This window comes from Mesorhizobium sp. C416B (assembly GCF_030323165.1).
Classification (GTDB): Bacteria; Pseudomonadota; Alphaproteobacteria; order Rhizobiales; family Rhizobiaceae; genus Mesorhizobium.
On sequence record NZ_CP100471.1, the window covers coordinates 5,521,126 to 5,539,016 of the forward strand.

General features: G+C 64.7%; 16 protein-coding genes. 6 read left to right on the forward strand and 10 right to left on the reverse strand.

The window, feature by feature from the left end; translation table 11 throughout:
- Positions 1-43: 43 nt before the first annotated feature.
- From carB to NLY43_RS26990, 3 genes are all read right to left on the reverse strand, one after another.
- Entirely contained in the window at positions 44-3,547 is a 3,504-nt protein-coding gene (gene carB, locus NLY43_RS26980) for a carbamoyl-phosphate synthase large subunit (protein ID WP_023711193.1), read from the reverse strand.
- A 235-nt stretch (positions 3,548-3,782) separates the two neighbouring features.
- Positions 3,783-4,835, reverse strand: a complete 1,053-nt coding sequence (locus tag NLY43_RS26985) for an SH3 domain-containing protein (protein WP_245263977.1) — start codon at positions 4,833-4,835, stop codon at positions 3,783-3,785.
- A gap of 248 nt (positions 4,836-5,083) precedes the next feature.
- Entirely contained in the window at positions 5,084-5,860 is a 777-nt protein-coding gene (locus tag NLY43_RS26990) for a metallophosphoesterase family protein (RefSeq protein ID WP_023711195.1), read from the reverse strand.
- 179 nt (positions 5,861-6,039) lie between these two features.
- On the opposite strand from NLY43_RS26990, the gene NLY43_RS26995 reads away from it, so the two are divergent.
- A complete protein-coding gene (locus tag NLY43_RS26995) occupies positions 6,040-6,510 on the forward strand; it encodes a nucleoside deaminase (RefSeq protein ID WP_023672423.1) in 471 nt (156 codons plus the stop codon).
- A gap of 23 nt (positions 6,511-6,533) precedes the next feature.
- On the opposite strand, the gene NLY43_RS27000 is transcribed toward NLY43_RS26995, so the two are convergent.
- A complete protein-coding gene (locus NLY43_RS27000; protein WP_023683780.1) occupies positions 6,534-6,890 on the reverse strand; it encodes an ArsR/SmtB family transcription factor in 357 nt (118 codons plus the stop codon).
- A gap of 199 nt (positions 6,891-7,089) precedes the next feature.
- Between NLY43_RS27000 and NLY43_RS27005 the strand changes: the two genes are divergently transcribed.
- Positions 7,090-8,268, forward strand: coding sequence for an MFS transporter (locus NLY43_RS27005; RefSeq protein WP_023683782.1), 1,179 nt, complete (start codon positions 7,090-7,092; stop codon positions 8,266-8,268).
- A 29-nt stretch (positions 8,269-8,297) separates the two neighbouring features.
- On the opposite strand, the gene NLY43_RS27010 is transcribed toward NLY43_RS27005, so the two are convergent.
- Positions 8,298-8,762, reverse strand: coding sequence for a MarR family winged helix-turn-helix transcriptional regulator (locus NLY43_RS27010; protein WP_023672426.1), 465 nt, complete (start codon positions 8,760-8,762; stop codon positions 8,298-8,300).
- Between the two features lie 181 nt (positions 8,763-8,943).
- Here NLY43_RS27010 and NLY43_RS27015 point away from each other — a divergent pair, with 181 nt between their 5' ends.
- On the forward strand, positions 8,944-9,738 hold the full coding sequence (locus tag NLY43_RS27015; protein WP_023711196.1) for an SDR family NAD(P)-dependent oxidoreductase: 795 nt from the start codon (positions 8,944-8,946) through the stop codon (positions 9,736-9,738).
- A gap of 160 nt (positions 9,739-9,898) precedes the next feature.
- Here NLY43_RS27015 and NLY43_RS27020 read toward each other — a convergent pair whose 3' ends face one another.
- On the reverse strand, positions 9,899-10,498 hold the full coding sequence (locus NLY43_RS27020; RefSeq protein ID WP_023672428.1) for a LysE family translocator: 600 nt from the start codon (positions 10,496-10,498) through the stop codon (positions 9,899-9,901).
- Positions 10,499-10,585: 87 nt separating this feature from the next.
- Here NLY43_RS27020 and NLY43_RS27025 point away from each other — a divergent pair, with 87 nt between their 5' ends.
- Entirely contained in the window at positions 10,586-11,464 is an 879-nt protein-coding gene (locus NLY43_RS27025) for a LysR family transcriptional regulator (protein WP_373420136.1), read from the forward strand.
- Between the two features lie 63 nt (positions 11,465-11,527).
- Here the strand turns inward: NLY43_RS27025 and NLY43_RS27030 are convergent, their stop codons facing one another.
- From NLY43_RS27030 to NLY43_RS27040, 3 genes are all read right to left on the reverse strand, one after another.
- Positions 11,528-12,178: a dihydrofolate reductase family protein gene (locus tag NLY43_RS27030; RefSeq protein WP_023711197.1), complete on the reverse strand. Its 651-nt coding sequence runs from the start codon at positions 12,176-12,178 to the stop codon at positions 11,528-11,530.
- A 117-nt stretch (positions 12,179-12,295) separates the two neighbouring features.
- Complete coding sequence (locus NLY43_RS27035; protein WP_023711198.1) at positions 12,296-13,153, reverse strand: protein-L-isoaspartate O-methyltransferase family protein; 858 nt, start codon at positions 13,151-13,153, stop codon at positions 12,296-12,298.
- 153 nt (positions 13,154-13,306) lie between these two features.
- On the reverse strand, positions 13,307-14,665 hold the full coding sequence (locus NLY43_RS27040) for an Nramp family divalent metal transporter (RefSeq protein WP_023672432.1): 1,359 nt from the start codon (positions 14,663-14,665) through the stop codon (positions 13,307-13,309).
- A gap of 257 nt (positions 14,666-14,922) precedes the next feature.
- Between NLY43_RS27040 and mntR the strand changes: the two genes are divergently transcribed.
- Entirely contained in the window at positions 14,923-15,378 is a 456-nt protein-coding gene (gene mntR, locus NLY43_RS27045) for a manganese-binding transcriptional regulator MntR (protein ID WP_023672433.1), read from the forward strand.
- Positions 15,379-15,444: 66 nt separating this feature from the next.
- Complete coding sequence (locus tag NLY43_RS27050; RefSeq protein WP_031199236.1) at positions 15,445-15,639, forward strand: hypothetical protein; 195 nt, start codon at positions 15,445-15,447, stop codon at positions 15,637-15,639.
- Between the two features lie 28 nt (positions 15,640-15,667).
- Here NLY43_RS27050 and NLY43_RS27055 read toward each other — a convergent pair whose 3' ends face one another.
- A complete protein-coding gene (locus NLY43_RS27055; RefSeq protein WP_031199238.1) occupies positions 15,668-17,734 on the reverse strand; it encodes a hypothetical protein in 2,067 nt (688 codons plus the stop codon).
- Between the last annotated feature and the right edge of the window lie 157 nt (positions 17,735-17,891).

A 17,891-nucleotide genomic window follows, 5' to 3' on the forward strand; every position in this document is an offset into this window, starting at 1 on the left:
TTTACTTTCATGGCCGCTGGGACCAGGACTTAGTCTGATGCCGTCAGGCGAAATACTCCTGCAACGGCCTGACCTCGAGGCTCCCCGCCTTCAGCGCCGCAATCGCCTCGGCCACCGCCGCCGCCCCCGACAGCGTGGTGTAATACGGCACTTTCTGCATCAGCGTCGCCCTGCGCAGCGACTTCGAGTCCGACACCGCTTTCTGGCCGTCCGTCGTGTTGAAGACGATCTGAACCTGGCGGTTGCGAATGGCGTCTTCGATGTGGGGGCGGCCTTCCAGGACCTTGTTGATCTTCTGCGCGTCGACGCCGTGTTCGGCGAGGAAGCGGGCGGTTCCCGATGTGGCGAGCACCTTGAAACCCTGGCCGGCGAGGCGCTTGACCGCCGGCAGGATGCCGGCCTTGTCCTCGTCGCGCACCGAGACGAACAGCGTGCCGGAGCGGGGGAGATCAACGCCGGCGCCGAGCTGGCTCTTGGCGAAGGCGAGCGCGAAGTCGCGGTCGAGGCCCATGACCTCGCCGGTCGAGCGCATTTCCGGGCCGAGCAATATGTCGACGCCGGGGAAGCGGGCGAAGGGGAAGACGGCTTCCTTGACCGCGATGTGGCCGGGGTTGCGCGGGTCGGGCATGGCGCCGTAATGGGCGAAGGCGTCTTCCAGTTTTTCGCCGGCCATGATGCGGGCGGCAATTTTCGCAATCGGACGGCCGATGGTCTTGGCAACGAAGGGCACGGTGCGTGACGCCCGCGGGTTGACCTCCAGCACATAGACCGTGCCGTCCTTGATCGCATACTGCACGTTCATCAGGCCGCCGACGTTGAGCGCGCGGGCAAGCGCCGCCGTCTGGCGCTCCAGCTCGTCGACCAGTTCGGAAGGCAGCGAGTGAACGGGGAGCGAGCAGGCACTGTCGCCCGAATGGATGCCGGCCTCCTCGATGTGCTCCAGAATGCCTGAGACGAAGGTCGACGTGCCGTCGCAGAGGCAGTCGACATCGACCTCGATGGCGCCCGAGAGATAGGTGTCGAACAGCAGCGGGTTCTTGCCCAAGAGCGTGTTGATCTGGCCGGTCTTGTCGTTGGGGTATTTCTGCTTGATGTCCTCCGGCACCAGGCCGGGCACGGTGTCGAGCAGATAGGATTGCAGCATGCCCTCGTCATGGATGATCTGCATGGCACGGCCGCCGAGCACATAGGAGGGGCGCACCACCAGCGGGAAGCCGAGCTCGCCGGCGACGAGGCGGGCCTGCTCGACCGAATAGGCAATGCCGTTCTTCGGCTGGCTGAGGTTGAGCTTGTGCAGCAGCTTCTGGAAACGGTCGCGGTCCTCGGCGAGATCGATCATGTCGGGTGACGTGCCCAGGATCGGGATGCCGGCCTTCTCCAGCGCATCGGCCAGCTTCAGCGGCGTCTGGCCGCCGAACTGGACGATGACGCCGACCAGCTCGCCCGAGGCCTGTTCGGCGCGCAGGATCTCCAACACGTCCTCCGCCGTCAGCGGTTCGAAGTAGAGCCGGTCGGAAGTGTCGTAGTCGGTCGAGACCGTTTCCGGATTGCAGTTGATCATGATCGCTTCATAGCCGGCGTCGCGCAGCGCGAAGGCGGCATGGCAGCAACAATAGTCGAACTCGATGCCCTGGCCGATGCGGTTCGGACCGCCGCCGAGGATGACGACTTTTTTTCGCGATGACACCTGCGCCTCGTTGGCGAGCGCGCCGGCGAAGGGCACTTCATAGGTCGAGTACATGTAGGCGGTGGGCGAGGCGAACTCGGCGGCGCACGTGTCGATGCGCTTATAAACCGGATGAACGTCGAGCTTTTCGCGAATCCTTTGAATCACTTCGGCGTCGGTCTTCGTCAGCGAGGCGAGGCGGGCATCGGAGAAGCCCATCGCTTTCAGCATGCGCAGATTGACGGCGTCTTGCGGAATGCCGTGCTCGCGGACGCGGGCTTCCATGGCGACGATACCGGCGATCTGTTCGAGGAACCACGGGTCGATCTTGCACATGGCGTGCACGTCTTCCAGCGAGGTGCCCATGCGGATCGCCTGCGCCACCATGCGTAGCCGGTCGGGCGTCGGCGTGCCGAGCGCGGCGCGGATGGCGTTGCGGTCGTCGGCGTGGTTGGCGGCTACGGCGCCGTGGCCGAGGCCGGGGATCTCGATCTCGTCTAGGCCGGTGAGGCCGGTTTCCAGACCGCGCAAAGCCTTCTGCAGCGATTCCTGAAAGGTGCGGCCGATGGCCATGACTTCGCCGACCGACTTCATGGCGGTGGTAAGCACCGGCTCGGCGCCGGGAAATTTCTCGAAGGCAAAGCGCGGGATTTTTGTGACGACGTAGTCGATGCTTGGCTCGAAGGAGGCGGGCGTGGCGCCGCCGGTGATGTCGTTCTCCAGCTCGTCCAGCGTGTAGCCGACGGCGAGCTTGGCCGCGATCTTGGCGATGGGGAAGCCGGTCGCCTTCGAAGCCAAGGCGGAACTGCGCGAGACGCGCGGGTTCATCTCGATGACGACGAGGCGGCCATCGGCCGGGTTGACGGCGAACTGCACGTTGGAGCCGCCGGTCTCGACGCCGATCTCGCGCAGCACCGCGATCGAGGCGTTGCGCATCATCTGGTATTCCTTGTCGGTCAAGGTCAGCGCGGGCGCGACGGTGATCGAGTCGCCGGTGTGTACGCCCATCGGGTCGATGTTCTCGATCGAGCAGACGATGATGCAATTGTCCGCCTTGTCGCGGACGACCTCCATCTCATATTCCTTCCAGCCGAGCACGCTCTCCTCGATCAGCACTTCGGTGGTCGGCGAGGCGTCGAGGCCGGACTGGACAATGTCGTAGAATTCGGCGCGGTTGTAGGCGATGCCGCCGCCGGTGCCGCCCATGGTGAAGGACGGGCGGATGATGGCGGGCAGGCCGACATGGTCGAGCGCCTGGGCGGCGATCGCCATGCCATGGCTGATGTAGCGCTGCTTGCGGTCGCCTTCGCCGAGGTTCCAGCGGGTTTCCAGCGCGTCGAGCGCGGCATCGAGGTCGGCGGGCGCCTCGGCCTTTACGGCGGCGCGCTCGGCCTCGTGCGTCTTGCGGTCGGCATTCTTGACGTCGGTGGCATTGGCCAGCATCGACTTCGGCGTTTCGAGGCCGATCTTCTTCATCGCCTCGCGAAACAGCGCCCGGTCCTCGGCCTTGTCGATTGCCGTGGCGTCGGCGCCGATCATCTCGACATTGTAGCGCTCGAGCACGCCCATGCGGCGCAGCGACAGAGCGGTGTTGAGCGCGGTCTGGCCGCCCATGGTCGGCAGCAGCGCGTCGGGCCGCTCCTTGGCGATGATCTTGGCGACGACTTCAGGCGTGATCGGCTCGATATAGGTGGCGTCGGCCAGTTCCGGGTCGGTCATTATGGTGGCCGGGTTGGAATTGACCAGGATGACGCGAAAGCCCTCTTCCTTCAGCGCCTTGCAGGCCTGTGTGCCGGAATAATCGAACTCACAGGCCTGGCCGATGACGATGGGGCCGGCCCCGATGATCAGGATCGACTTGATGTCGGTGCGTCTTGGCATCGTTGTGAGTTCCGTTCGGCGAGCGGCTTGCACGAAAAACCGGGACGGGAAGACCCGGCCGGTTGTGCTTGCGATTCTGGTATCAGGCTAGGAGGGCCTTATAGGGAAGAGTTTTGGGAGATGTAACCCCGAAAATGAGGCTAGGCAGTAGGGATTAGGCAGTAGGGATCAGGCAGTGGGGATTAGGCAGGAGCGAGGTTAAGGCGCCTATTGCCCATTCCCTACTGCCTGACACCTAATCCCCCAGCGCGAGCTGATCCGTTATCTCAAACCGCTCGGATACCCCGACGCGGATCATGTTGAGGCTGCCTTCCCTTGTGAAGCGGAAGTCCTTGCCCAAATCCGAGTTGGCCGGCATGCCGGCAGAGAAGGAGATGACGCGGGTGCCGCCGTCTGGCCAGGTCACGGTGATGTCTGCCTTGTCGGCGCCATTGTGGACGATGTTGACGGCGCAGCGGGTCATCGGTTGTCCGACATAACGGGCGCAGGGGATCTCGGCGGTGGCGCCGAGGGCGGGCGGGGGTTCCAGCCGTGCAACGGTTTGCGTAGCGGTCGCAGCTTTGGCCTGGTCTGGCCGTGGCGTCGGGGATAGTACCCCCGGCGCGGACGCTGTATCCGGCGCTGCTCCCGCAGACGCGGCGGCGGCGAGTTCCGGCGTCCCTGTGGCCTCCGTTGCCGGAGCCTCCGTGGCAGGGATTTCATCCGTCGGCGGACTTTCATTCGCTGCGAAGGCAAGGCCGTAAGCATCCTGCATGGCGGTCCTGCCGATCTCGGCGGCGGACTTCGGCGCGCCTGGATTCGTGCCGCCAAGGCGCTCCGTCAGGTCGAGTGGAGCCGGCGCGGGTGCAGCCGGGGTGGGTGGAGCCTGAGTGGGTGCAGCCGGAGCGGCAGAGGCGGCAGGTGCAGTCGTCCGGGGCGCTGCGGCCACGTCGGCCGGCTGCGTCGGCATGTCGGGCGCGAGCGTCGGGCCGCCGGCTTCAGCGCTGGCGGTCACCTGGGGCGGCGCGGCCTCAACTTCGACCACGGTCGGATTGTCGGGGATAAGATAGCGCGCGGGCGCCCAGCCTTTGACCAGTGGATTGTCAATCTCCTCGACCTTGCACCAGCGGTGGCCGTCCACTTCGTTGCAGCCGAAATTCCTGACGCTCGAGCCGATCGGCAGACGCGCTTGGGTTCTGCCGACCGGCGACGGCGTGGCGCGGATGTTGAGGAGATCGCCTGGGCCGAGCTCGGTCACTATGGAAACGATGTCGGCAGGCGCGTTCTCGGCATTGGCCGGCAAGCTCACCAACAACGGGCCCACCACCAACGGACCCGCCAACAACCGGGCTGCCCGCAGGAGCGGAGCGCCAGTCAGTCGATGCAAAATGGTTCGGATTGTGCGCCTCATCATTTGGCCGTGCGCCGATTACCCTTGCGGCAGCAGTCCTGCCGTATGCCAAGGCGGTTTTATAAGGGACGATACGCGGCCATGTAAGTCTGAAAATGCGTCCGATGTTTGGTGCCGCGAGGCGGAAGCAGGGCGCAGCCGTGCGGTCAAGCGGAGCCTTGCCAAGAGGGTTTGGGCATGAAGCCGGTCCTCATCGCATGCGCCCATTCCGGTCGGCCCGCCTGTGCGGCCTGTCTCGCCGCCGCTTCGTGGTCGTAGTCGACGGCGATGGTCTCAAAACGGTCGGGTTCTTCGCCATCCAAGGTGAGGATGCCGTAGCGCGCATGCGGGCTGCCTTGCTCCGAAACATGCGCCGGGGGCGTGTCATCTTCATAGGCGGGGGCGCCGACGCTGCCGGGATTGAAGAGCAAGGGGCCGCCGGGGATACGGACCAGTTCCGCGCGGTGGCTGTGGCCGCACAGCACGACGCGGCAGGCCGGGTCCAGCGCCTGCAACCGCCGCTGAATAGCGGCAAGCGGCGCGCGCACCAGTTGGCCATCGACGATCGCGTCGAGCAGGTATTTCTCGTCATGGTCGGGCCGCGCATGGAAAGCGACCACGCCGGGAACAATCTCCAGCGTGAAGGGCAGGGCGAGCAGGGATTCGCGCTGCGTCTCCGTCAGCCGCTCCTGGGCGTACCGGTCAGAAGCCCACATCGTATCGTCGGCCGGATCGACGGCGACGCGGCGGTCATGGTTGCCGCGCACCGTCGGCAGGTCGAGCGCTTCGAGCCGCTCGAACGTCTCGCGCGGCCAGAGCGGGCCGGAGACACAGTCGCCAAGGTTGACGGTGAGATCGGCGCCGCCGCGCCGCGCTAGATCGGCGAGCACGGCATCCAGCGCCAGCACATTGCCATGGATGTCGGCGAGAACGGCAATGCGCATGCGGCGGGCTCCTTGGTGCAGCCCGTTGAGGCTTGCGGCCCGTCTTCGTTATCAAGCCCCTGCCTTCATTATCAAGCCCTTGAGATCGTTCGAGACAGCCGGGAGCCCCGCCTATCGCGGAAGCACTCCATCTGCTAGCGTCCACGCCGCTCCAGAGTTCATCCGGGGGAGGACAGGCGATGACCCGCGACCAGATGGTTGCCCACCTTCGCGCCGCCAATGACGTCGCGCGCGAGACTGCCGCGCACGGGCACCATCCTTTCGGCTGCGTGCTCGTCGGCCCCGACGATCGCATCCTGATGCGGCAAGGCAACATCAACACCGTGCGCCACGCCGAAACCGAGCTCTCCCGGCGTGCCGCCGACACCTATCCGCCGGATTTCCTCTGGTCCTGCACGCTGGTCACAACCGGCGAGCCCTGTGCGATGTGCACGGGAACGCTGTACTGGGCGAATATCGGCCGGCTGGTCTACGGCTTCGAGGAGACCAAGCTTCTCGCGCTGACCGGCAACCACGCCGAGAACCCGACGATGAACCTCTCGTCGCGCACGGTCCTCGGCTCCGGGCAGAAGCCGGTCGAGGTCCACGGCCCTTTCCCCGAGATGGACGAGGAACTCCTCGCCCCGCATATCGGTTTTTGGCAGCGCTAGGAGCGGCCTGACTTCGGCACCAGCTACGCCGGCATTTCGATGTCGTGGCCGCCGACGATGGGTAGAGCCGGGTCATCTCCGGCCGCCGCAATCACGCTGTCGAGCAGGCCGGGGAAGCGGGCGTCGAGGTCGGCGCGGCGCAGCGTGATCATCCGGTTGGTGCCGGCCACTTCGGCGCGGGTGACGCCGGCTTCGCGCAGTTTGGCCAGGTGATAGCTGAGATTGGTCTTGGAGCCGAGGTCGAGGAACCGGCTGCAGTTCAACGGCACGCCTTCCTTGCTGGCGAGATAGCGCACGATGGCGAGCCGGGTCGGGTCGCCAAGCACGCCGAGCACGACGGGCAGGCTGATCTGGTCCGTATTGGGGTGCGGCAAAGTCATGGCCCGAAACTAAGCACAGTCTGTGGCGATTTCAACGCGTCGATCTTTCGCGGGCATGCACGGTCCGTTTCGCGATTGGCCCAATGGCTGTCCTGACACAGGGCTGTCAGCAGGGTTCAGCTATTTTCGTCTGGCTTCATTGACATCACGCCCTGTTATGTCCAATTGTTCAATGACCTTTGAACTAAGGACACGCCCTATGGACAAGCGCCTCTTTTGGCTTGCGCTCGGATCGTTCACGATCTCGACCGAAGGCTTCGTCATCTCCAGCCTGCTGCCTGACATCGCCACCGACGCCCGCATTTCCATTCCGCTCGCCGGCACGCTGATCACCGCCTTCGCGCTGGCTTACGCCATCGGCACGCCGATCCTGGCAACGCTGACCGGCGAATGGGACCGGCGCCGCGTCATCTTGTGGACGCTGGCGTTCTTCGTCATCGGCAATGTGGTGGCGGCGCTGAGCTCGTCCTTCGAGCTGCTGCTCATTGCCCGCATCATCATGGCGCTGTCGTCAGGCCTGTTTGCCGCGACCGCTCAAGGCACGGCGGTGGCGCTGGTCGATGACCACCACCGGGCGCGGGCCATTGCAGTCGTCGTCGGCGGAACCACGGTGGCGGTTGCGCTGGGTGCACCGCTCGGCGCGCTGGTTGCCACGATAGCCGGCTGGCGCGGGACCTTCTTTGCCATTGCCGGGCTCGGCGCGCTGGTCGGCGCCATCCTGTGGTACCGGCTGCCGCGCGGCATTGTCGGTACCAAGCTGCCGCTCAGGCGGCGGCTGGCTGCGGCGCTGCGCCCCGGGGTCATGCCGATCCTGTTGACCACCGCTCTTGCCCTGATCGGCGCCTTCTCGGTGTTTTCCTATATCGCACCGCTGGCCATCCAGAGCGGCGGCCTCAGCCCGATTGCGCTGCCCGGCATGCTGCTCGCCTTCGGTGTCGGCGCCGTCATCGGCAACATAGCCGGCGGCCAGGCGGCCGACCGTTTTGGTGCGACGCGCACCGTCGGCTGGTCGCTGGCGCTGAGCGCCGTCATGCTGGTGATGCTCTCGGTCATCCCGACCTTCCTGCCGCAGCATCTCGCCGGGCCGGCATTGATGGCCATGATGGTGCCGTGGGGCATGGTTGGCTGGGCATTTCCGCCGGCGCAGGCCAGCCGCATCATCAAGCTGGCGCCCGACGCCGCCCCGATCGTGCTGTCGCTCAACGCTTCGGCGCTCTATCTTGGCGTGGCGCTGGGTGCTGTGGTCGGCGGCGCCGTGCTGCGCTACGGCGTGCCGGCCGATCTCGGCCTGGTCGCCGCCATCTTCCCGCTGATCGGGCTTGGCGTGGTGCTGGCCGGCCGCTGGGCGGCCCGGCCGGTCGCCATGCCGGCGGAATAGACCTTTGCAAATCACTGGCGGCCGCTCTTTCAGCTTGAAGGGGCGGCCGCGGGCACGTCGTAGTCCAGCGCCGCGACTTCATCCAGCATAGCGCGCAGATCTGCCGCTCGTTGCGGGCCGACCAGCGCCTCGAAGCGCTGCTGGGCAATGGTCCACAATTTCGTCGTCTCCTCGAGCTTGGCCAGGCCTTGGTCGGTCAGCCGCACCCGCTTGACGCGGCGATCGTCCTTGTCGGCGAAGGTGTCGACATAGCCGTCGCGGATCAGCGGCTTCAGCGTGTGGCCGAGCGCCGAGAGATCCATGACCATCGCTTCGGCTATCGTGCCCATCGCCGGCTCGTTGCTGACATGGATCTGGTAGAGCAGGCCGTACTGCGTGCCCTTCAGACCCGAAGGCGAGATTACATCGTCATAGAAGCGGCCGAGCTTGCGCGCGGCCCGCCGCAGCGTGGCGTTGTTGCAAAGGCTAAATCCCGGCAGCGCGGTCTTGCTCATCACGACTCCTTGCCGACAAAACCGCTGCCGGCCTGCCGCAGAAATAGTTTCTGCCGCCTCCGTTGACAAGATAGTGGTATATGCCTACTTCCCTGAAAGTGGTATATGCCACTAATTGGAGATCAGGGCGGGACGAGGGTTCATCGACCTGTCTCGCCGGGCAGAAAAAAGGAACAGGACAATGAGTGGACAGGACAACAAGGGTACCGCAGTCGTCACCGGCGCATCGGCCGGCATAGGTGCTGTCTATGCCGACCGGCTGGCCGGGCAGGGCTACGATCTGGTGCTGGTAGCGCGGCGCGCCGACCGGCTGGAGGAACTGGCTGAAAAGCTGCGATATGCCTACAAGCGCAAGGTCAGCGTGATATCAGCCGATCTTGCCGACGACAATGATGTGCGCCGCGTCGAGCAGGCGATCGCAGCCGACGACAGCGTCACGCTGCTGGTCAACAATGCCGGCATTGGTGGCCAGGCCCTGGTGGCAACGGCCGACGCCGACGAGGCCGAGCGCATGATCAAGGTCAACGTCATCGCCTTGACCCGCCTGACCCGCGCCGTTCTGCCGGGGCTTCTTGCGCGCAACCGCGGCGCCATCGTCAACATCGCCTCTGTGCTCGCCTATGATACCTCGTTCGGCGGCATCTACAGCGGCACCAAGGCCTATGTCGTCAACTTCACCGAGGCGCTGCACCGCGAAGTCGCCGGCACCAATGTGAAGGTGCAGGCGGTGCTGCCGGGCGCGACCCGCACCGATTTTTGGGAGCTTGCCGGCGGCGACGTCGACAATCTGCCGAAGGAGATCATCATGTCCGCCGACGATATGGTCGATGCCGCGCTTGTGGGCCTATCCAGGGGCGAAGCCGTCACCGTGCCGGCACTTGCCGATGCGACCAAGCTCGACACCTTCCTCGGCGCAAGGCAAGTCTTCTACGGCAGCCTGCACGCCGACAAGCCTGCTGCCCGCTATGCTGCTTGAGAGTAGCTGGTTCGCTTCGCGAACCAGGACCCCCACCCCGCTCACTTCGTTCGCGGCCCTCCCCACAAGGGGGAGGGTAAAGTGCGCGCTCCCCTACCTCCCCTTTGTGGGGAGGTCGGACCGCAGGTCCGGGTGGGGGTACTGGCGCCGACCTCTGCGTTTACGCTCCCCGCCACATCGGTATGATCGATGCAGCCAGCACCAGCGCCAGCACGATGTTGAGCGCGCGCCATTGCCATTCGGTCTCGAGCAGCCGTGCCAGCACCATGCCCGCCACGCACCAGATCGACAGCGAGACGGCTGCAGTGAGGCCGAAGGTCGAGCCGAGCAGCAGCGCGAGTTGTCCCGGCCCGTCGGCAAGGGCTGCGAACGAGGCCGCCGCCCCCAGTCCCATCGCCCAGCCCTTCGGGTTCATCCATTGAATGCCGGCGCCGCCGAAGAAGCTGTTGGGTTTTGCCATCGCCACATCGAGATTAGGCGGCCCGGCGCGGCCGATCTTGATTGCCAGCCAGATGAGATAGAGCGAGCCGATGATTTTCATCGCCAGTTGCAGCGAAGGCATAGCCAGCAGCAGACCGGCGAGCCCGGCGGCGGCAGCAGCGGTCACGGTGGCGAGGCCGGCAGCGCTGCCGATCAATAGGGGAACGGAACGGCGAAAGCCGAACTGCGCACCTGAAGCAGTCGACAGGGTGGTGGCGATTCCCGGCGTGACGGTGGCCACGAAGGCAAACAGGATGAGCGGAAAGATGGGCTGCAACATGAGGCGTCCTCCATCGAAGGCCCTACGGTAGACTTCTGCATACTTCAGTAAATGCAATGTTTGCGATGGTTGGCATTAGCAGATATAATGCCAACCATGATCCGTAACCTCGACACAGCGCTGATCCGCACCTTCGTCACTGTCGCCGACAAGGCCAGCATGACGGCGGCGGCGAACGCGCTGCATCTGACGCAAGGCGCCGTCAGCCAGCAGATCAAAAGGCTGGAGGAGGCGCTGGGCTGCAGCCTGTTCGAGCGCGACCGGCGTGGCTTGCGGCTGACGCGGCCCGGCGAGCGGCTGTTCGGCAAGGGCAAACGGTTGCTTGGCCTCAATGACGAGATCTGGGCCGAGATGGCGGGCACCGAGGTCGCCGGCCAGGTGCGGCTCGGTGTTCCCTATGACCTTGTCGGCACCTTGCTGGCGCCGGTGCTGAAAGCCTATGCCGAGACCTATCCGCAGGTTGAGATATCCCTACTCTGCGCCGCCTCGCCGGATCTTGCCGCGGCCCTTGCGGCCGGCACTATCGATCTTGCCGTCATCGAGGAACGGGTTGGCCCGTCGGCCGGCGAATGCCTGGCCATTGACCGGCTGGTCTGGGTGGGGGCCAAGGGCGGCGTCGCCCGTGCCAAGCGGCCGCTGCCGGTGTCGATCGTCGCCGACACCTGCGCCTTCCGACCGGTGGTGCTGTCGGCGCTGAACGAGCACGGGCTGGAATGGCGCACCGTGTTCGAGAACGGCAACATCGACGCGACGACCGCGACAGTGCGCTCCGACCTTGCCGTCACCGCCTGGCTGGCCTCCACCGTGCCTGCCGATCTTGACATCCTGGCTTTTGATGCCGGGCTGCCGCCGCTGCCGAATTTTTCCATCAATCTGCATTTGCCGAAGTACGGCACGGCGCCGGCAGCGCAGGAGTTCGCGCGGTATATCCGGGGTGGGTTGGCACGGCGGGCTGTGGCGGCTTGACAGAACTTGCATTTCCTCTCCCCCGTCGATCGGGGGAGAGGAAAGGTGCCAAGCCTGTCCCTGTCACTTCCAGTTCTTACGCCGCTCGAGCTCGGCCTCTGACGGCTCTTGCGTGGCGAACGACCCGACCTTGACCTCACCCCCGCGTTCGTAGGTCGCCATCATGACGCCGGTGGTGGTAGCCTGCGACTTGACCAGCTTGAAAGCGGCGGGCATCGCACCACCATCGAACAGCCGCTTGCCCTTGCCCAGCAGCAGCGGGAAGATCATCAACCGGATCTCGTCGATCAGACCGTTGGCGAGCAAAGTCTGGATCAGCTCGCTCGAACCCTGGATGAGCAGGTCAGCTCCATCTTCCTTCTTGAGGTTGCGCAACGTGGCGACGATATCGTCCCCAAGCCATTGCGTGTTCTCCCAGGTCAGGCTGTCCGGCCGATGCGTGGCCACATATTTGGTCGCAGGGTTGAAGACGTCTCCGATCGGATCTTTCTGGTAAGGCCAGTACGCGGCGAAGATGTCGTAGGTTCTGCGGCCGAGCAGCAGGGCGAAGGGTTTGGAGAACAATTCCTCCATGGCCACCCCCGCCACCTCGTCGAAGTAGTGGAACGTCCAGCCGCCGAATTCGAAGCCGCCAACCGGGTCTTCTTCCGGGCCGCCTGGCGCCTGCATGACGCCGTCGAGGCTGACGAAGGTGGAAGCGATGATCTTTCGCATTGGATTTTCCTTTTCCAGGATCCGCGCCGTCAGGGCCGGATTTCGATCTAAGGACGGACAGGCCGGCGGCCGCCCGACAGGCGTTGGCAAAAAAACGCTGCCGGCCGACAAGGGTACCTACCGCCGGCGCCCGCCGCCAAGCGCCTGCGACGAAAACCAGACGTCGCCGATGATGGCGGTGGCGGTCCGGTCCGGCGCCCTGTCTGACGTCAGCCAGATCGAACGGCTGCGCGCGGCCTTCTGGAGGTCGGGGATTTTGGCCGCCGAACCGGCGACCGAGGCGCCGACGCAGGGAATGAACCACGAGCGCATGAAGGGGTCGCAGGCAAAACCTTGTTTGGTGCGGGTCACCATCACGGCCAGGCCGACGCTCTGGGACGGGCGCCAGGGAAAGATCATGCGGCCACCGGGTTTCAGCGCCCGCAGCCAGGCAGCCGGCGGTGCGACGACACCGGCATTGACATAGATGATGTCGGACGGCGGCAGATCGCCGGTGACGGCATCGCCGTGGATGACGCTTACATTGCCGTAGGTCGCGAGATTCTTTGTCGCTCTGGCAGCAAGATCGGCCTCAATTTCGAAGGCGGTCACCGGGCCGGGCGCAACCAGCCGGGCCAGCAAGGCGGTGTAGTAGCCGGTGCCGGCGCCGATATGGGTGACGGCCTCGTCCAGTCTGGGGGCGATCCTGCCTATCCACATGGCGTGCAGGGAGGGTTCGCCATTGTTGATGCCCTTGTCGGCATCGAGCGCCACCAGCACGTCCTGGTAGATGTGAACAGGATCGGCGCTCGGCGTCATGATCTTGCCGTTGCCGGTGGTGAGCGCCCTGCCGGCGACTACCGCCCAGGGTCCGGGACCGAGAAAGGCCTCGCGCGGAACGGTGGCGAACGCCTCTTCGAGGCGCGGATCGGCCGAGCCGGCATTGGCCGCCATCAGCTGCGCGTAAAATTTCCTGGCGTCTTCGACACTTGTCATGATGGCCGGTAAGATAGCGCAAGCCGCCGGTTTGTCGCCGTCTTGAGCAATTCCAGGAAAGGTGTGAGGCGGCTTTCCGCCCGGAATTGCGTCAAAACAAGAGATAGAGCAGTTCGCCGTTTCGGCGAAACGGCGAACTGCTCAAGAAGAAACTCAGCCGACGCCGAAGACGGTGTCGTAGAGCAGCTTGAAGTTGAGCACCAGGATGACCGCCGCGACGACCCAGGCGAGGACCGCCACGCCGCGGGGAATGGCAAGGTTGCCCATCTTCTTCTTGTCGGAGACGAACTGCACCAGCGGGATGACTGCGAAGGGCAGCTGCATCGACAGTACCACCTGGCTGAAGACCAGCAACTGGCCGGTGCCCTTTTCGCCATAGAGCGCGGTGACGACCACCACCGGGACGATGGCGATGCCGCGCGTCAGCAGCCGGCGCGCCCATTGCGGAATGCGCAGGCGCAAAAAGCCTTCCATGACGATCTGGCCGGCAAGCGTTGCCGTAACCGTCGAGTTGAGGCCGGAGGCCAGCAGCGCCACCGCAAACAGGATGGAGGCGATGCCGAGGCCGAGCAGTGGCGACAAGAGCTCGAAGGCTTGGCCGATCTCGGCGACATCCTGATGGCCGGTGCCATGGAAGGCCACCGCCGAGACGATCAGGATCGAGGCGTTGACGAACAGCGCCAGGACGAGCGCGATGGTCGAGTCCGTCGTCGCCCATTTAATGGCGTCGCGCTTGCCTTTTTCGGTCCGTTCATAGGCGCGTGTCTGTACGATCGAGGAGTGCAGGTAGAGATTGTGCGGCATCACCGTGGCGCCGATGATGCCGATGGCGATGTATAGCATCGCCGGATTGGTGACGATCTCCGTCGACGGCACGAACATCGAATGCAGGATCGAGCCGACCGGAGGGGCAGCGGCAAAGATCTGGATGGCGAAACAGCCGAAGATGATGATCAGAAGCGCGATGACGAAGGCTTCGAGATAGCGGAAACCCTTGTTCATCAAGAGCAGCACGATGAAGGCGTCGAGCGCCGTCAGCAACGCGCCGCCGATCAGCGGAATGCCGAACAGAAGCTGCAGCGCGATCGCCGTGCCGATCACCTCGGCGAGGTCGCAGGCGATGATGGCGAGTTCGCAGGCGATCCACAGCACGAAACTGACGGGACGCGGATAATAGGCGCGGCAGGCCTGGGCGAGGTCGCGGCCGGTGGCGATGCCAAGCCGGGCGGCAAGCGCCTGCAGCAGGATCGCCATCAGGTTGGACAGCATGATGATGAACAATAGCGTGTAGCCGAACTGGGCGCCGCCGGCGAGGTCGGTGGCCCAGTTGCCCGGATCCATATAGCCGACCGAGACCATGTAGCCCGGTCCCATGAAGGCGAACAGGCGACGGAACCAGACGCCGGACTGTGGCACCGCGATCGTGGAGTTCACCTCGCGCAGGCTGGGAGGATTGTCCTCCGGCCTGTCAAATCGCCAGGATGATCCCAAGGTAGCGTCAGCTTCGGACATGGAGGGCTTTCCACTGGGTGGATCGGTTGACGTCATCCTATCTATGCCAGGGCTCAACATTATGCAATAGGCTATATTTCATTGTATGTGCTTCCTGTTGCGCCGACCGGCAGGCCGGCAGGGGATCGCAAACGCCGGTTGCGCCTGCCATGGAATGGAAATAAACGGCTGGAACAGTTAAGCCCGTGCTATGAATGGCAAAGGGCGATTGCTTTGCCCAAAGCCGATTCTTGTCAAAAGATAGGAAGGAGCGCGTGTTGGCGCTGAAGCACAGACCGGTTGGACGCGAGGAGCCGCTGCCGGACGCCGAGATTCATTCGAAAGGGTTCCGGCAGCAGCGCGAAGCGCGCCGCGGCGCGCTGGTCGAGGATTATGTCGAGCTGATCGCCGACCTGATCGAGGACGGCAATGAGGCGCGTCAGGTAGATATTGCTGCGCGGCTGGGTGTCGCCCAGCCGACGGTGGCCAAGATGCTGACCAGGCTGTGCGCCGACGGGCTCGTTTCCAGAAAACCCTATCGCGGTGTGTTCCTGACCGACGCCGGGCGCAAGGTGGCGGAAGAGAGCCGCATCCGCCACCAGACGGTAGAAGCGTTTTTGCGTTCGCTCGGTGTCAGCGCCGAGACGGCGCGCATCGATGCCGAGGGCATCGAGCATCATGTCAGCGCCGAGACGCTGGAAGCCTTTCGCAAGGCGATGATCGCGCCGCGCTGAGGGGTGCCGGGGCCGCACCACTGGAACCTCCGCACGTCAGGCTCGTTGCTCCTGACGTTGCGCGTGATTGTTGCGCGCCAAGGAGGAAAACCGACCGCGAAGGGCAAGCAGGCGGCCGAGGGTTTGAGGCAGGCAGCGGCAAAGGACGAACGCAAGACCGAGGTCGAAACCGGCCATGCGCTGAAAAAGGGCGCCGCGCGTTTCGAGGAACGCTCCAAAAGCTCGGACGGCAAAAGCGCCGGCACCAAGCAGAAGATCTGAGTTCTGTTCGCAAGCGGCAACCTGCCGCTCATTCCTCGGTGTCCTGCACCCAACTGCGCGGATGGCCGTCGACGCGGAACTGGAATATGAAATAGGGCGGAATGCAGGAGCCCTTGCCAGGCTTGGCTGCGGCCAGATCGTCGTAGCCGGCGGTGCAGATATAGTCCTCGCGGCAGGGATGCGCCTTGTCGCAGGCGCGCAGGCCGGCGGTCTTGGTGAATTCCTTGGTGCAGAATTTGTGGTCCTTGCCCGACGCGATGCAGTCGTTGAAACCGGTCTTGGCCAGGCGGCCGCAAGTCGCCTCGTCGGGAAGCTTGTCGCAGCTTGCCTTGCGCAGCATGCCCCCGGGAAAGCCACCGGTCTTCTGCTCGGGGTTGTCATAGCGTTGGCGCGCCGCGCCATAGCCGGCGAGCTTGATTACCGGTTTCTTGTCGCGCGCCGGATCGATGGCGCAGGCTTTTGCGGTGGCCGGCGACAGGCGGCAATATTTGTCGCTGCCCCAGCTCGACATCTTGATCTCGCCGAACTCGACGGGGTCGCCGACTGCGGTGGCCGCCTCGCTGACGCAGGTGCCGAAGCCCGGATGGATGTCGCTTTCATGGACGCCGGCGCAGCGCAGGCTTTCGCCGCAGTTCCAGTCCTTGAAGCTCGTATCCTCGCCACTGTAGCAGATCGACCCCCAGCCATTGTAGAGATCGGTGCCTTTCAGCGCTTCGGCGAGTTTGGCGTCCGGACGGGCGGCGAAGCCGCGTGAGAAATCCGGATGGCCGCCGGCGGCGAAGTCCTCGACGATGGCGCGGCGGCGCGGCAGGTCGGCGAAGAACACCGCCGAGCCGGGGACGAAGACGGCGTTGCGGCGCGGCTCGCTGGCCGGATCGGCGCCGGTGTAATGGAAGCCGGCAATGCCGTGCGTCTGGTGGCAGCCGGTGCAGGTCATTTCGTTGAGACGCAGATTGAAGCCGGCCACCGATTTCACGCTGCGCAGCTCGTTGCCCTTGGCGACATAGTCCTGCAGTGCCTTGTCGATGTCGGCATCGTCGAGCAGCCCATAGGCGATATTGTTTTGCGACCTGGCCATGCCGCCGGGTGCGACCGAGACGGCGCTGGTCGCCAGGAATTTGTCGTCGATGACCAGCCGGCCGCGATCGAGGTCGTAGAGGTTGCGGTCGGTCAGCAGCCATTTGGCGAAGGCCGGCCGGTCGGCCAGAACCACTTTCCGGTCGATCTGGTTCTCCATCTTCGATTCCTGGAAGGTGGACGTCGTTGGGTCCCATTTGAAAATCTTGAGGAGATATTCGGCGTGGCCACCGAAGTCGCGGCGGCTCGAGGCCGACAGCCGGAGAACCTGCATGTTCAGCTCAAGTCGCATGATCTGCGACGAATTCAGCATGGCGTTGGAGAGCGGCCCTTCGTCGGAGCGCAGCCAGGCTGCCAGTTGCTCGGGCGCAAGGTTCTTCTGGCCGGCGGCGAGCCAGCGCTTGGCGATTTCGGCACAGGAAACGGCGGTGGCGCTTGGACGGTCTCTCGAAGCGCGGGGGCGAGCCTCGCCGGGCCTGGCGTTGAAGACCAGACTCATGGTCAGCGGCAGCCGCGACGAGATGCGTTGCGCTGTCTTTCCCTTCGTGGGCTTCTCCGCCACCGAATAATGGAAGCGGTAGATCAGCCTGATCTCGCCGCATTCGGTGTGGCCGAGATAGCCGCGGTCCATGCGGTTGACGACGCCGGTCAGGTCGAGCGTCGAGCCGTCATCGTCGATGTATTTCGGGTTGAATTTCTGGCTGGTGTCCTTCGACTTGGCCATGGCCGCGACGTAAGGATCGGGGCTATTGGCAGGCTCGTCGGCGATCTCCTGCTTTACGGCGTTGCGGACAGGGGTCAGCGCGCGCACCGAAAACAGGCCCCGATTGTCGACCTCGCGCGTGAGACCCAGCGCCGGGCCGAGCAGGCGGCTGATCGAGAGGCCGCCACGCTCAAGCGCCTGCAATGTCTCGGGATCGGTTACGGCGACGCTGGAATCGAGCGTCACGGCGCGCGCCGGCGACGGGCCGAGGCATAGCACCACCGCCAGCAGCAGAAATCGACCGATTGTCCGCAAGTCCCCGACACCCCCGTTCGAACCGGATGCTACAGCGCGCATGCCGCCTCGACCAGAGTGCGAACGCGATGCCGCTGCCACGAAAAATACTGTGACTTGGCGCAACCATTGCGATAATTGTCTGTTGGGTCGGAGTGGGCCACGACATCGGCCAAGC

Excerpts from the sequence above, each read along its gene's own strand:
- carB (WP_023711193.1), bottom strand. The coding sequence starts at position 3,547 with ATGCCAAGACGCACCGACATCAAGTCGATCCTGATCATCGGGGCCGGC.
- NLY43_RS26990 (WP_023711195.1), bottom strand. The coding sequence starts at position 5,860 with ATGCGCATTGCCGTTCTCGCCGACATCCATGGCAATGTGCTGGCGCTG.
- NLY43_RS26995 (WP_023672423.1), top strand. The coding sequence starts at position 6,040 with ATGACCCGCGACCAGATGGTTGCCCACCTTCGCGCCGCCAATGACGTC.
- NLY43_RS27000 (WP_023683780.1), bottom strand. The coding sequence starts at position 6,890 with ATGACTTTGCCGCACCCCAATACGGACCAGATCAGCCTGCCCGTCGTG.
- NLY43_RS27005 (WP_023683782.1), top strand. The coding sequence starts at position 7,090 with ATGGACAAGCGCCTCTTTTGGCTTGCGCTCGGATCGTTCACGATCTCG.
- NLY43_RS27010 (WP_023672426.1), bottom strand. The coding sequence starts at position 8,762 with ATGAGCAAGACCGCGCTGCCGGGATTTAGCCTTTGCAACAACGCCACG.
- NLY43_RS27015 (WP_023711196.1), top strand. The coding sequence starts at position 8,944 with ATGAGTGGACAGGACAACAAGGGTACCGCAGTCGTCACCGGCGCATCG.
- NLY43_RS27020 (WP_023672428.1), bottom strand. The coding sequence starts at position 10,498 with ATGTTGCAGCCCATCTTTCCGCTCATCCTGTTTGCCTTCGTGGCCACC.
- NLY43_RS27025 (WP_373420136.1), top strand. The coding sequence starts at position 10,586 with ATGCCAACCATGATCCGTAACCTCGACACAGCGCTGATCCGCACCTTC.
- NLY43_RS27030 (WP_023711197.1), bottom strand. The coding sequence starts at position 12,178 with ATGCGAAAGATCATCGCTTCCACCTTCGTCAGCCTCGACGGCGTCATG.
- NLY43_RS27035 (WP_023711198.1), bottom strand. The coding sequence starts at position 13,153 with ATGACAAGTGTCGAAGACGCCAGGAAATTTTACGCGCAGCTGATGGCG.
- NLY43_RS27040 (WP_023672432.1), bottom strand. The coding sequence starts at position 14,665 with ATGTCCGAAGCTGACGCTACCTTGGGATCATCCTGGCGATTTGACAGG.